The organism is Bacillus sp. BB081 (assembly GCF_008368895.1).
Classification (GTDB): domain Bacteria; phylum Bacillota; class Bacilli; order Bacillales; family Bacillaceae_G; genus Bacillus_A; species Bacillus_A wiedmannii.
The window spans coordinates 47,957-62,485 of record NZ_QOZX01000097.1 but is presented as its reverse complement, the minus strand read 5'-3'; the positions used below and the strand labels follow the sequence as shown (position 1 = coordinate 62,485).

14 protein-coding genes are annotated in these 14,529 nt (G+C 35.6%); 10 read left to right on the top strand and 4 right to left on the bottom strand.

The genetic code is table 11. The features are described from left to right. Positions 1-539, bottom strand: a 539-nt coding sequence (locus tag DN394_RS26990) for a collagen-like repeat preface domain-containing protein (protein ID WP_149294423.1), incomplete at its 3' end; no start/stop codon positions are given. 69 nt (positions 540-608) lie between these two features. Further along, on the bottom strand, positions 609-1,610 hold the full coding sequence (locus DN394_RS26985) for a tyrosine-type recombinase/integrase (protein ID WP_149294422.1): 1,002 nt from the start codon (positions 1,608-1,610) through the stop codon (positions 609-611). Positions 1,611-1,872: 262 nt separating this feature from the next. Between DN394_RS26985 and spoVK the strand changes: the two genes are divergently transcribed. Further along, the gene (gene spoVK, locus DN394_RS26980; RefSeq protein ID WP_000438186.1) at positions 1,873-2,829 is read left to right on the top strand and encodes a stage V sporulation protein K; all 957 of its coding nucleotides are present in this window, start codon (positions 1,873-1,875) and stop codon (positions 2,827-2,829) included. 30 nt (positions 2,830-2,859) lie between these two features. On the opposite strand, the gene DN394_RS29135 is transcribed toward spoVK, so the two are convergent. Then, a complete protein-coding gene (locus DN394_RS29135) occupies positions 2,860-2,997 on the bottom strand; it encodes a hypothetical protein (RefSeq protein WP_000181498.1) in 138 nt (45 codons plus the stop codon). A gap of 99 nt (positions 2,998-3,096) precedes the next feature. Further along, positions 3,097-3,720, bottom strand: coding sequence for a trimeric intracellular cation channel family protein (locus tag DN394_RS26975; RefSeq protein WP_149294421.1), 624 nt, complete (start codon positions 3,718-3,720; stop codon positions 3,097-3,099). A 92-nt stretch (positions 3,721-3,812) separates the two neighbouring features. Between DN394_RS26975 and hflX the strand changes: the two genes are divergently transcribed. The 9 genes from hflX to DN394_RS26930 all read left to right on the top strand — a co-directional run bounded on the left by hflX (position 3,813) and on the right by DN394_RS26930 (position 14,525). Next, a complete protein-coding gene (hflX, locus tag DN394_RS26970; RefSeq protein ID WP_149294420.1) occupies positions 3,813-5,087 on the top strand; it encodes a GTPase HflX in 1,275 nt (424 codons plus the stop codon). Next, entirely contained in the window at positions 5,080-6,351 is a 1,272-nt protein-coding gene (locus tag DN394_RS26965; protein WP_149294419.1) for a methionine gamma-lyase family protein, read from the top strand. The genes hflX and DN394_RS26965 overlap by 8 nt, the downstream gene beginning before the upstream one ends. Positions 6,352-6,526: 175 nt before the next feature. After that, positions 6,527-6,916, top strand: a complete 390-nt coding sequence (glnR, locus tag DN394_RS26960; RefSeq protein ID WP_000656785.1) for a transcriptional repressor GlnR — start codon at positions 6,527-6,529, stop codon at positions 6,914-6,916. 48 nt (positions 6,917-6,964) lie between these two features. After that, positions 6,965-8,299 carry a type I glutamate--ammonia ligase gene (gene glnA / locus DN394_RS26955; RefSeq protein WP_000135338.1) on the top strand — a complete coding sequence of 445 codons (1,335 nt, stop codon included), beginning with the start codon at positions 6,965-6,967 and terminating at the stop codon, positions 8,297-8,299. Between the two features lie 474 nt (positions 8,300-8,773). Further along, the gene (locus DN394_RS26950; protein ID WP_046957676.1) at positions 8,774-9,514 is read left to right on the top strand and encodes a YveK family protein; all 741 of its coding nucleotides are present in this window, start codon (positions 8,774-8,776) and stop codon (positions 9,512-9,514) included. Further along, complete coding sequence (locus DN394_RS26945; protein ID WP_000323607.1) at positions 9,463-10,125, top strand: CpsD/CapB family tyrosine-protein kinase; 663 nt, start codon at positions 9,463-9,465, stop codon at positions 10,123-10,125. Before DN394_RS26950 ends, DN394_RS26945 begins: the two co-directional genes overlap by 52 nt. A 288-nt stretch (positions 10,126-10,413) precedes the next feature. Then, positions 10,414-12,240, top strand: coding sequence for a polysaccharide biosynthesis protein (locus DN394_RS26940; RefSeq protein ID WP_046957677.1), 1,827 nt, complete (start codon positions 10,414-10,416; stop codon positions 12,238-12,240). Positions 12,241-12,273: 33 nt separating this feature from the next. Beyond that, positions 12,274-13,431 carry a glycosyltransferase family 4 protein gene (locus tag DN394_RS26935; protein WP_046957678.1) on the top strand — a complete coding sequence of 386 codons (1,158 nt, stop codon included), beginning with the start codon at positions 12,274-12,276 and terminating at the stop codon, positions 13,429-13,431. After that, positions 13,416-14,525, top strand: coding sequence for a glycosyltransferase family 1 protein (locus DN394_RS26930; RefSeq protein ID WP_097994466.1), 1,110 nt, complete (start codon positions 13,416-13,418; stop codon positions 14,523-14,525). The genes DN394_RS26935 and DN394_RS26930 overlap by 16 nt, the downstream gene beginning before the upstream one ends. Positions 14,526-14,529 lie beyond the last annotated feature (4 nt).

Below are 14,529 nucleotides of genomic sequence, written 5' to 3'. Positions count from 1 at the left end.
TTACCTCGAGGTCCGGTAGCGCCTGCTGGCCCAGTAGGCCCAGTAGGCCCAGTAGGTCCAGTAGGTCCTTGAATGAATGAAGCAGAATTAACTAGAGCGGTTTGTAATGCTGCTATTAATTTAAGAAGCTCTTGAAGTGTGCAAGGGTCGATTCGGAGTAGTTTTGTAATGTATAGTAAATAATTAATTAGATTTTGAAGCTCGATAAATACAGCGCTTGCTACGAAGGTTGGATTCTTTAATATAGTTATTAAGTTTTTAATAATAGCTAGCCCTTGTGCTTTCAGGGAGGAAGTAGCGTCTAGTGAACAAATAAATTTACTTAGTAGGTTCAATGTATCGATTAGATCTTCAATATTTTGAGGAGATGGATTTGCGAAAAGTTTTGGGATTATTTTTGTTAGATCAATAATGATTGCACGGAATGTTCTAAGTTGTGCCTTAGTAACTGGGATTGATGGGGTATTTTGGATTCGTCCGGCGTTACTTGGAAAGCATGGTTTGGAGAATTTGTTCTGACTGTCGTTATAATGAGACATTAAATCTCTCCTTTCTCATGAGGATATGAATGAAACTCATCATAGTAGATGCAAAAATTAGTTAAATGGTCATAGTAAAATCGTTTGTTTAAAGAAAAAATAGAAAAAACGCCTTATGATAAGGCGTTTTTCTGCGTATTTATAATATCGTTTTAGTGAAACTTTTGATTTGAATCCAGCTAGTTTTATAATTTCTGACTCCGGAGTTTCTTTTTTTATTAAGTTTAAAATATAGGTGTTACGAAAGTGTTGTCCTGAGATTCCTTTGCGTAAATTAGCTCTAGATACTTCAAGGCGAATCATTTTTTGGATAGCGATTTCTGTTAATCCCTTCGGTGCATCATTTTCGTATACCCATCTATATGTTCCACGATTAAAATCAAATGCGATAAATAATGGGTCATGACTATGGTATTTTGGACGAACGGGTTCAGGGATGCTTTTGTAATAAGTATATAGTTGTTTTTTGTCTTCGTTAGTTAATGTAATTGTTCTTTCTACCCCTGCGGTTGCTGGGATAGATAATGTGTTAGTTTCAAAGTGAACGTGATGCATAGTTAATGCTGTAAGTTCCTGTAAGGATAATCCATAGCCGATTAATAAGTTTAAAATAGAAACATTACGATCCATTAATAAAGGGCGCACAGGACGTTGTTTTTCTGAAAGTCCTTCTAATGAAGTGACTATATGTTTTAATCTTTTTTCTTCATCAGATGAAATGAAATCTTCATTTCGGAGTGTGCGGTCTGGTTGAATAGAAATTTCCATATTCTTTAATGGGTTAGGGATGTTTAGAAAGTGATGCATTCTATTTAATACAATAAATACACGGTGCATCGTTTTCTCTGAGTAATGTCGATTCTTTTTTAAGTCGGAAAAGTAATCTTCGTAGTCTTTTGTACAAAGTGTAGCCCATATATTACTGGAAGGGAGCTTTTTGTTTTTTTCTAACCAATGTCCGAAATCTTCAATGTCATAAACATAACGTTTAATGGTTGAAGGTTTTCGGCCTTTATTCAATAAAAAAATAGAAAAGGCTTGTATTGTATCATGGAATTCCGTTGTCTCCATAGTCCCACCACCTTCATTATTTCTTATATTATAGCAAACTTTTCTGAAAATAGTCATTTGCAAGGGAGACCGGAATAATAATATTTGGTGAGTGGATAAAGTGAAACTTTAATCAGTGGGGATTTTGTTCATCCCTCTGATTATTAGTTGAACCAATCGGGCATTTACGGACGGTTAGCTCCCGGCTAACTTCCTAGCATTTGCTGAATTTTGAGGTGGGAGTCTTACTGCCTGTTCATGCGGGATAAAATGAGGTGATTGTATGGAACAATCGATGCGAAAGAAAAATAATAATCAAATTAACATTGTGTTAAATCATCGAAAGAAAATTTCTTTACCGGCCGCAGAAAATAAAACAGTAATTTCAAGTGAAACTACTACGAAACATGAGATGTTGCAAAGAATTGAAGAAGAGATGGGGAAGCTTGTTGGGATGGATGATATAAAAAAGATAATAAAAGAAATATATGCTTGGATTTATGTGAATAAAAAAAGACAAGAAATAGGGTTGAAATCTGAGAAGCAAGTACTCCATATGTTGTTTAAAGGGAATCCAGGTACAGGGAAGACAACTGTTGCTAGAATGATAGGGAAATTGTTGTTTGAGATGAATATTCTATCAAAAGGGCACTTAGTTGAAGCTGAACGAGCTGATCTTGTAGGAGAGTACATCGGTCATACAGCTCAGAAAACAAGAGATTTAATAAAAAAAGCAATGGGAGGTATTTTGTTTATTGATGAGGCGTATTCATTAGCCCGAGGGGGAGAAAAAGATTTTGGGAAAGAAGCAATTGATACGCTCGTAAAACATATGGAAGATAAACAACACGGTTTTGTATTGATTTTAGCTGGTTATTCAAGAGAGATGAATCACTTTCTTTCATTAAATCCAGGACTGCAATCACGTTTTCCATTTATAATTGAATTCTCTGATTACTCAGTAAATCAACTGTTGGAAATTGGGAAGAGGATGTATGAAGAACGTGAATACCAGTTATCGAAAGAGGCTGAATGGAAATTTAGAGATCATTTACATGCTGTAAAGTACTCATCGCAAATTACATCGTTTAGTAATGGAAGATATGTACGGAATATTGTTGAAAAATCGATTCGTACACAGGCTATGCGGTTGTTGCAAGAGGATACGTATGATAAATATGATTTAATTGGGATATCAAGTTGTGATTTGATGCTTGAAGAGGAGACGCACAGTACGTAAACTGTGCGTCTGTTTTTTGTATAAGTGCTGCTACTCTTTTTTTGCTTTTTCTTGATAAGATTTATGGAAGCGTTCCATTTTAGCGCTTTTTTCGTGTGCAGAATTAGAATCGTGTCCAATTTGACCTACTGAGCTTTTTTGAGCACCTTTATTAACGTGGTTTGTCATTTGTGTTCACCTCGCTTTGAGGATTAGTATAAACATTATGTAAAGAAAAACTCGTTAGAAAAGAAAAACCTCTTTACGATCTGTAAAGAGGTTGGATTGCTATTTATGCATTGAACGTTCTTTTGTATCGATACGTCTATGCGGTAAATGCCATTTGTAATGAATAGAAACCATGCGGAAGCAAACAATTAAAATGAATAAGGTATATAGAGCCCAATCGCTAACAATAATTTGAGCACCGATTAAGAAACCTGCTAGAATCGTCCAAAAGGCATATACTTCAGCTCGAAGGACGAGAGGTTTTCTGCGGGCTAAAAGATCGCGGATGATACCACCGCCAATACCAGTTAAAACAGCTGCTACGATTGTAGCGCTAATTGGTAAATTTAATTTTTGAGCGTATAATGCTCCTTGTACGGCGAATGCTGATAAGCCGATAGCATCAGTGATATTTCCCCACTTTTTCCAATGTCTAATTAATTTATTAGGAAAAAGAAAAATAATCGTCATTGATAGTAGTGCGATTTGGAATAACATGTCTTGTTGCCAAAACGCGACAATCGGATAACCAATTAATAAATTACGAAGGGCACCTCCCCCAAATGCGGTTGCCATTCCTAAAATATACACCCCGAAAATATCATAATCCTCTTCCATTGCAACAATGGCTCCGCTTAGTGCGAAAGCGATTGTGCCTATGATGCTAAAAATCTCCCATGCCATGAATTTTCTCCCCCGCTAACTAGATGAAATGTGCTTCCTCTGCTATTATATTAGAAGGTTTAAATTTCGAAAAGGATGAGTGAACATATTTGATGGAAGAAAAAGAAAAAGTCATATTAGTAGGCTGTCAATTGCCACAAGATGATGATGAAAAGTTTATGCATTCCATGAAAGAGCTTGCATCGCTAGCGAAGACTGCACGAGCAGAATTGTTAGTGTCTACAACGCAAAAACGACCGAAGTTTCATCCGGCGACTTATATAGGTAAAGGTAAATTAGAAGAGCTTACAATGTTAACGGAAGAATTAGAACCGGATGTTATCGTATTTAATAACGAATTAACGCCGAGTCAAATTCGGAATTTATCCTCAGTATTAGATGCGAGGGTAATTGATCGAACGCAACTAATATTAGATATTTTTGCGCAACGTGCGAAGTCGAGGGAAGGTAAGCTTCAAGTAGAATTAGCTCAGTTGCAATATACAATGCCACGTCTTATGGGGCAAGGATTGTCTTTATCACGTCTTGGTGGTGGTATTGGAACGAGAGGGCCGGGTGAGACGAAACTTGAGACGGATCGTCGTCATATTCGATCACGCGTTGATGAAATAAAGAAACAACTTGCAGTTGTTGTGGAGCATCGAAAAAGATATCGTGAGAGAAGAAAAGATAATAAAGTATTTCAAGTTTCATTAATAGGGTATACGAATGCGGGAAAATCTACACTGTTTAATAGAATGACGGAAGCAGATACGTTTGAAGAAAACTTGTTGTTTGCAACGCTAGACCCGACGACAAGGAAGATGCCGTTACCTTCAGGTTATACAGTATTACTAACTGATACGGTTGGTTTTATACAAGATTTACCTACGTCATTAATTGCTGCTTTTCGTTCGACATTAGAAGAAGCTGGTGAAGCGGATGTTATTTTACATGTGGTTGATTCAGCAGATCCTAATTATGTAGGGCATGAGAAAACAGTAAAACAATTATTGTCAGAACTTGAAATTAATCATATTCCTATTATTACGTTATATAATAAAAAAGATGAATTACATCAAAACTTTATTCCGTTTCCGAAAAGTGACTTCTTAATGACTAGTGCCTTTGAACAAAGTGATTTATTACATATAAAAGAAGCGATAGAAACGAAAATGAAGGAAGAAATGAATCGTTATCAAGTGGAAATTCCACCGAGTGAAGGTAAGCTGTTAACGCTATTAAAGACGGAGACGCTATTAACAAAGATGGAGTTTCTGGAAGATAAATTTGTATATGATTGCGTGGGGTATATTTTTGCTCATTCATCGCTTAATGTGCAATTAAAGAGATTTTTAGTGGAAGAAGGAGAAAATAAAAATGTTTGATCGTTTGAAAAATGGAGAAAAAATTGCTCCAATCGTAAAAGAAGTAGAGAGCCAGATTACAGAAGTACATAAACGCGCGGATGAAGTAATTGAAAGCAATCAGTTTCGAGTGTTAGAAAGTTTCCGTAAACATAAAATAAGTGATTCGCATTTTATTCCGACGACAGGTTACGGTTATGATGATATTGGCCGTGATACGTTAGAAAAAGTGTATGCGGATGTATTTGGAGCGGAAGCTGGTCTTGTTCGTCCGCAAATTATTTCAGGTACTCATGCTATTTCTACAGCGTTATTTGGTGTTTTACGTCCGGGAGATGAGTTATTGTACATCACTGGCAAACCGTATGATACGTTAGAAGAAATCGTTGGTGTACGCGGAAGAGGTGTAGGTTCATTTAAAGAATATAATATTGGTTATAATGCAGTTCCGCTTACTAAAGAGGGGCTTGTTGATTTTGGAGCTGTTGCGACTGCAATTCATAGTAATACGAAGATGATTGGAATTCAGCGCTCAAAAGGTTATGCTACTCGTCCATCGTTTACTATTTCTCAAATTAAAGAGATGATAGCATTCGTTAAAGAAATTAAACCTGATGTTGTTGTGTTTGTAGATAACTGTTATGGTGAGTTTATTGAAGAGCAAGAGCCATGTCATGTTGGTGCAGATTTAATGGCAGGTTCGCTTATTAAAAACCCTGGTGGTGGAATTGTTAAAACTGGTGGTTATATTGTTGGTAAAGAACAGTATGTTGAAGCGTGTGCATATCGTTTAACATCTCCGGGAATCGGTGCGGAAGCAGGGGCATCTTTATACAGTCTGCAAGAAATGTATCAAGGTTTCTTCTTAGCACCGCATGTAGCGGGACAAGCGCTAAAAGGTGCGATTTTTACAGCTGCATTTTTAGAGAAGTTAGGAATGAATACATCACCAGCATGGAATGCACCAAGAACAGATTTAATTCAGTCTGTTCAATTTGATGATAAAGATCGTATGATTGCATTCTGCCAAGCGATTCAATATGCATCTCCAATTAATTCTCACTTCACTCCATATGCCAACTATATGCCGGGTTATGAAGATGATGTAATTATGGCTGCGGGAACGTTTATTCAAGGTGCAAGTATTGAATTGTCAGCTGATGGTCCAATTCGTCCGCCTTATGTTGCTTACGTGCAAGGTGGGTTAACTTATTCACATGTGAAGATCGCGATTTGTTCTGCAATTGATGCGTTAATTGAAAAAGAATTATTAACAATTTCTTAAGGGGAAGCTGTCGATTTCGACAGCTTTTTTCGTGTGAAAGTAATGATTAATCTCATTAGAAAAAAGAATGAAAAAATTTATAAAAAAATCATGTAAGAAAAGCTAACATCTATTGACACTAAACATAACATGGTATAAAATGAGAAGCAGTTAAGGCGAAGGAGGAACTGAAACAATGAAAGAAGATAGACGTTCTGCCCCGCTGTTTCCTATTGGTATTGTTATGGATTTAACACAATTATCTGCACGTCAAATTCGCTACTATGAAGAGCATAATCTTGTTTCTCCAACCCGTACAAAGGGGAATCGTAGGCTATTTTCATTTAACGATGTAGATAAGTTGTTAGAGATTAAAGATTTATTAGATCAAGGCTTGAATATGGCTGGTATTAAACAAGTGTTACTAATGAAAGTAAATCAAACAGAAACAGTGAAAGTAAAAGAAGAAACGAAAGAAATTTCAAAAACTGAGCTTCGCAAAATACTTCGAGATGAACTACAACATACAGGTAGATTTAATCGGACTTCATTGCGACAAGGTGACATTTCAAGGTTTTTTCACTAAAGATAACTGATTCTGAAGGTGTTTAGAGGGACTAAGGAGGAATTTATAATGGCTAGGTACACAAGAGAAGATATTTTCCGTTTGGCGAAAGAAGAGAATGTAAAGTATATCCGCTTACAATTTACGGACCTTTTAGGAGTAATTAAAAACGTAGAAATTCCAGTGAGCCAATTAACAAAAGCTCTTGATAACAAAATGATGTTTGATGGATCTTCTATTGAAGGTTTCGTACGTATTGAAGAATCTGATATGTACTTATATCCAGATTTAGATACTTGGGTAATTTTCCCTTGGACAGCTGAAAAAGGAAAAGTAGCTCGATTAATCTGTGATATTTACAATGCAGATGGCACTCCATTTGATGGCGATCCACGTAACAACTTAAAGCGTGTATTAAAAGAAATGGAAGCATTAGGATTCTCAGATTTCAATCTTGGACCAGAGCCAGAATTCTTCCTATTTAAAGTAGATGAAAAAGGAAATCCAACATTAGAATTAAACGATAACGGTGGATACTTCGACCTTGCGCCGATGGATCTAGGGGAAAACTGTCGTCGTGATATCGTTCTTGAACTTGAAGAAATGGGCTTTGAAATTGAAGCGTCTCACCATGAGGTTGCTCCAGGGCAACACGAAATTGACTTTAAATATGCAAATGCAATTCGCTCATGTGATGACATTCAAACATTCAAACTTGTTGTAAAAACAATTGCTCGTAAACACGGTTTACACGCAACATTTATGCCAAAACCATTATATGGTGTGAACGGTTCAGGTATGCACTGTAACTTATCACTATTCAAAAATGGTGAGAACGTATTCTTCGATCAAAACGGTGACTTACAATTAAGTGATGATGCTCGTCACTTCATCGCAGGTATTTTAAAACACGCACCAGCATTTACAGCGGTAGCAAATCCAACTGTAAACTCTTACAAGCGTTTAGTACCTGGATACGAAGCTCCTTGTTACGTAGCATGGTCTGCACAAAACCGTAGCCCATTAGTACGTATCCCTGCATCTCGTGGTATTAGTACACGCGTAGAAGTACGTAGTGTTGACCCAGCTGCAAACCCATATTTAGTAATGGCTACATTATTAGCAGCAGGTCTTGATGGAATTAAAAACAAATTAACTCCACCAGCTGCAGTAGACCGTAACATCTATGTAATGACAAAAGAAGAGCGCGAAGAAGCAGGTATCGTTGACTTACCAGCAACATTAGCGCAAGCATTAGTTACATTACAATCTAATGAAGTAGTATGCGGTGCACTAGGAGAACATTTACTTGAGCACTTCATCGAAGCAAAAGAGATTGAGTGGGACATCTTCCGCACACAAGTTCACCAATGGGAACGCGATCAATATATGTCTCTATACTAAGAGGCTCAAACCCTTGACACATAACGTGTTGAGGGTTTTTTTATTTATCGGGCATTTTTATAGGAGGAATATAAAGGAGCAAATAAATTCAAAAATGTACTTGCTAATACTTATACGAAATGAATATCATTTGAAAAAGTGAGTTATTTAATATATATGGCCTATTTAAATGGGTTAAAAAGCCTAGCTCAATTACGTTTCAATACAAAGAAAAACCCCTTGATACTGCAGTGATAGGGGATTTTCGTCATTTATCTACAGTGAATTATGAAGAATATTGTCGTAATTTTTGAGCTGGAATTAAGAAGTGATTAAACAAAAATAAATTATATTGACTCGTTCTATATAAAGAACTAAAATGACAGTAATTAGGAAGTTTTGTATATTCGAAAAATAAAAATAATAATCTTGTTTTTGTTTTTTTATGGAATGCTCAACTGAAATCTCATTGGTATTAAATGAGGGGGAGAAGTAATGAATAAGGAAATAAATTTGAAAAATCTATTCACTTTAATGCGGAAAAGGGTGTGGATACTACTATTGTTTACGACTCTCACAACGGTAGGAGGAGTCCTGTATAGTATGTATATGAAAACGCCTTTGTATGCTTCTTCGGCAAGGGTAATTGTTCAAGCTAATGCCGAAACGATGAATACATTGAAAGCAATGGTAAATGAGCCTGTAATATTAGAAAAAGTAGCTGCTGAATTGAATATAAACAGATCAGCAGGTGCATTAAGTGGACAAATAAGTACAGAAAGTGTACAAGGCTCTCAAATTATGAGGATAAATGTAGTGGATATGGATCCTGTGCTTGCACATAAAATTGCAAATACTACAGCGGCTGTTTATAAGCAAGAAGTAGCAAATATACTGAATTTTAATAATGTAAGTATATTACCAGAGGATCCAGTTCAAAAAAATTCTATGCCTATAAATATAAATCACTTTAAGACGATACTAATCGCATTCACGTTAGGTATGGTGCTCAGTATCGGTTTTATTTTTTTATTGGATTCATTGGATGAGAGAATCCAATCAGAACGACGAATTGAACAATTGTTAGATATCCCTGTTTTGGGTGGAATTTCTAAAATGAATAAGAAGAATATGAAAGATAAATTTAGTGGGAAAAATACAGTGTTATTGGGGGAGGGAACGGAGTGGCATACAAAAATAGACGGAAAACAAATAAAGTTAAAGGAGAAAGTATAGTTGCGTATACCGCCCCAAGATCGAAAATTTCGGAGCAGTATCGTTCGCTTCGAACAAACATTCAATTATCTTCGTCTATGCATAAAATCAGGACGATAGTGATTACTTCTCCGAGGTACGGTGAAGGGAAATCAACGATTACAGTAAATTTAGCAGTCTCAATAGCACAAAAAGGTGAAAAAGTATTGGTAATAGATGCGAATTTACGAACACCAACGATTCATGAAATGTTAGAAGTAGAAAATACAATTGGATTAACTGACATATTGAACGGAAAAACAAATTTGGTAGGTGCTGTAAAAAAAACAAGGATGGAGAGTCTGGATGTATTAACTAGCGGTCCAGTACCATTCAATCCGTCAGAAGTACTTAGTTCAGAGGAAATGGATATGTTGATTCAAAAGGCGATGGAACGGTATGACATCATATTATTTGACTCTTCCCCTGTATTAGAAGTAACAGATACGAGCGTATTAGCTGATAAGTGTGAAGGAGTACTTTTGGTGATCCGATATAATCGCACTGTGAACGAAGACGCACTTGAAACGAAAAGGGCACTAAGTTTTACGAAAAGTAGAATGTTGGGTGCGATTTTGAATGGGAAAGTATAAAGGCTATTTTTAAATTAAACTTTCACAAGTGGAATTGTTCGTTATAAAGAAGAAAATAGAATCGTGATGTGGTGATGTCTCCTGACCGCTATCAATGGAGGCACTCGATTATGCTGTGGGTTGTGAAAACAACCTTAGATGCCAGTCGTCAAAAGTGTAATGTGAGGGAGGGTTAGATGCCCATGTTTTATTAAAGTTTCTAACTATGTGTTTTTAATAAAGAGAATATAGTTAGAAACTTTAAGTTTGAAAGAGTTAAGTAAGGAATTGATTAAAGGAGGAAGTTATATGACGTATCGCCGGAGGATATCGTTATTGCTTTTAATGGATTCACTGATAGTATTAACTGCTATTTTTTTTAGTTATTTTTTTGTAAATGCTAGCTTCAGTGTTATCACTTTATCATCAGTTATTAGCTCTATCACTTTATTAGTTAGTCATCATTTGTTTGCTTTTATTTATAAGTTGTATAAAAAGGCATTGGAATATGCAAGTATAGGAGAATTGCTAATTATATGCAAGGTTGTTACATTTTCTATACTTACTACAGCGGTTGTGCAGCAACTAGTCATGGGGAAAATGTATTTTCGATTGTTAGTTGTTACTTGGATGATTCATATTTTATTAATAGGTGGTTCTCGCTTTATTTGGAGAATGTACAGAGATATTTATTATGTAAAAAAAGGAGGTAAGAAAAGAACGTTAATTGTTGGTGCGGGATCCGCTGGGACAATGGTTGTAAGACAGTTGTTGAAGAATAGTGCTACGGAATTAATGCCAGTCGCGTTTATTGATGATAATGTCAAAAAACATAATCTTGATATTTGGGGGATTCCGGTAATTGGTGGTACGAACCAAATTGATTACGTTATCAAAAAACTGAATATTGAAATGATAATTTTAGCAATTCCTTCGCTAAACAAGAAAGATAGAAATAATATTTTAAAAGATTGTTTAAAAACAAATGTAAAAACGCAAATTCTTCCAATGTTAGAAGACTTAGTAACAGGTAAAGTTTCAGTGAATGAATTCAGAGATGTTCAAGTAGAAGATTTATTAGGGCGTGATCCTGTAGAGTTAGATGTGGATATCATTTCAGATTATATAACGGATAAAGTCATTTTAGTTACTGGTGCAGGTGGATCAATAGGTTCAGAAATTTGTAGACAAGTTGCGAAATTTAAGCCGAAAAAATTGATTTTATTAGGGCACGGAGAAAACAGTATATATTCAATAGAAATGGAATTAAATGAAAAACATAATGATAAAAAAGGCGTGTTTATTCCAGAAATCGCAGATATTCAAGATGAAAAGAAGATGCATTTAATCATGAATAAACATCTTCCTCATGTTGTATATCATGCTGCTGCACATAAACATGTACCATTGATGGAAAACAATCCTGAAGAGGCAGTTAAAAATAATTTGATTGGGACTATGAATATAGCAGAGGCGGCAAAAACACATGGAGTAGGAACGTTTGTTATGATTTCGTCGGATAAAGCAGTGAACCCAACGAGTGTTATGGGGGCGACAAAGAAATTAGCTGAGATGGTAATACAACATAAAGATAAAATAAGTCATACAAAGTTTGTTACTGTACGATTTGGAAATGTCTTAGGAAGTAGAGGGAGTGTTATCCCGTTATTTAAGAAGCAGATTCAAAAAGGGGGGCCAGTTACAGTTACTCACCCAGATATGGTTCGTTATTTTATGACTATTCCGGAGGCATCTAGACTGGTAGTACAAGCCGGTGCGTTAGCAAAAGGTGGAGAAATTTTTGTACTGGATATGGGAGAACCAGTAAAAATAGTGGATCTTGCTAAAAACCTCATTCGATTATCAGGAAACTCTGTGGATGAAATAGGAATAGAATTTACGGGTATACGCCCTGGAGAGAAATTGTTTGAAGAATTACTAAAAGAAGATGAAATGAATGAAAAGCAAGTCCACCCGAGAATTTATGTAGGGCAAGAAATGAATGTTCGTATAGATGAGATAGAAAAATTGATTTCTGAATATTCAGTGTTAAGTGAATTAGAATTAAGAAAGCGATTGTTAAATTTAGTGAATCAGCGTAAAACTTTAAAGCTATTAATACCAGTATCAGGTTAAAGGCAAAAATTTATAATAAGACGGGTGCGTGGGATGGTGTCTAAAAAAGTTCTGTTTTGTGCAACTGTGGATTATCATTTTAAAGCATTTCATTTACCGTATTTGAAATGGTTTGCAGACCAAGGTTGGGAAGTACATGTTGCAGCGAATGGGAATATGCACCTTCCGTACGTAACTCAAAAATATAATATTCCTATTCAAAGATCACCTCTTAGCATACAAAACCTTCATGCATATAAAAAACTAAAATCAATTATTCACCAAAATAAATATAAAATCATTCATTGTCATACGCCTATGGGAGGTGTAATTGCTCGAATAGCTGCCCGGAAAGCACGGCGGGAAGGGACAAAGGTAATATATACGGCGCATGGATTTCACTTTTGTAAAGGATCGCCGTTTATAAATTGGCTTTTATACTATCCAATCGAAAGAAGTTTAGCTACTACTACAGATTGTCTCATAACAATTAATCAAGAAGATTACAATTTAGCGGTTAAACATCGTTTTCAAGCTAAAGATATTAAACTCGTTCATGGTGTAGGGGTAGATATAGAACGATATGTTCCTGTTACTGAAAGTGAAAAGGAGAAAATAAGACATAAAAATGGTTATAAGTCTAAAGATTTTTTAATGTTTTATGCTGCTGAATTTAATAAGAATAAAAATCAAAGCTTTTTAATCCATGTATTAGCACAATTGAAAAATGAAATGCCACATGTAAAGCTTTTGCTTGCTGGAGAAGGTCCGTTAATGGAAGAGTGCAAAAAAATAGCGACGCAACTAGGTGTGAGTAGTATGGTGCACTTTCTTGGTTATAGAAATGATATAGCCCATTTGCTACTGATGTGTGATCTAGCTGTTGCATCCAGTTACAGGGAAGGTTTGCCAGTTAATATTATGGAAGCCATGGCTTGTGGACTTCCGGTTGTAGCTACAAGTAACCGAGGGCACAGGGAGTTAATTATTAATAATAAAAATGGTTGGACTATAGAACGCGATGACATAAAGACGATGGCTGAAAGAATCAATACTATTTCTAAAAATACTAAATTACAAGCGCAGTTTGGACAGTATGGACGTACTATTATTGCGAATGAATATTCAGTTAATGAAGTGTTGAAAGAGAAAAAAGAAATTTATACAAGTTATATGGATGAAATGGAGGATTTAAATTGGGCACTCCATTAAGAGTATTACATGTAGTCGTAAATATGAATAGAGGCGGAGCCGAAACTTTAATTATGAATTTGTATCGTAATATAGACCGCTCAAAAGTACAATTTGATTTTTTAACTTGTAAAGAGGGAGTATTTGATGAAGAGATAGTAAAGTTAGGCGGGGAAGTTCATAGAATTCCATACGTTACAGATGTTGGTCATAGAGGTTATATAAAGGCTCTCAATACCTTCTTTAACTCTCATCCACAATATAAAATCATTCATTCACATATGGATAAAATGAGCGGATTTGTCCTTCGTTCAGCAAAAAAAGCAAGGGTGCCAGTTAGGATTGCGCATAGTCATAGTACAAGCAGTGAGGGTGGGGCTATAGCAAAAATATATAAATGGTATGCAGGAGCATTTATTACGTCGTGTGCTACACATTTTTTAGCGTGTTCAGTAGCTGCAGCGCAATGGTTGTTTGCTAATAGAGAAAGTGCAACAAAAATATTAAAAAATGGAATTGAATGTGATGAATTTACATTTAATCCAGACATTAGAGCGCAGGTAAGAAAAGAACTCAACCTTCATGGGGATGTTTTTGTGATTGGACACGTGGGAAGATTTGCACATCCAAAAAATCATACTTTTTTAATTGATATTTTTGCTCAATTAATAGAATACAGGCCGAACTCTATTCTTCTATTAGTTGGAGATGGGCCGCTTCGATTAGAAATGAAGAAAAAAGTAGAGAAACTGAATCTAACAGATAAAGTTGAATTTTTAGGAATACGTAGTGATATTAATCGTTTATTACAAGCATTTGATACATTTATATTTCCATCTATTTATGAAGGTTTACCAGTTACTCTTATTGAAGCACAAGGGGCGGGTTTGCCATGTATTATATCGGACACTATTACACAAGATGTGGATTTGGGGTTGAATTTAGTTGAACAGTGTTCATTGTTAGAAATAAGAAATTGGGTAGGTCCATTACAAAATATAGCGAACAAGCAGGTATCGCGAAGTGTGGAACAAAATGTATTAGCTGAAAAAGGATACGATATAAAAAATATTACAAGGTTTACCCAAAAATTTTATGTAGCAGTATCGAGGTGAGCAT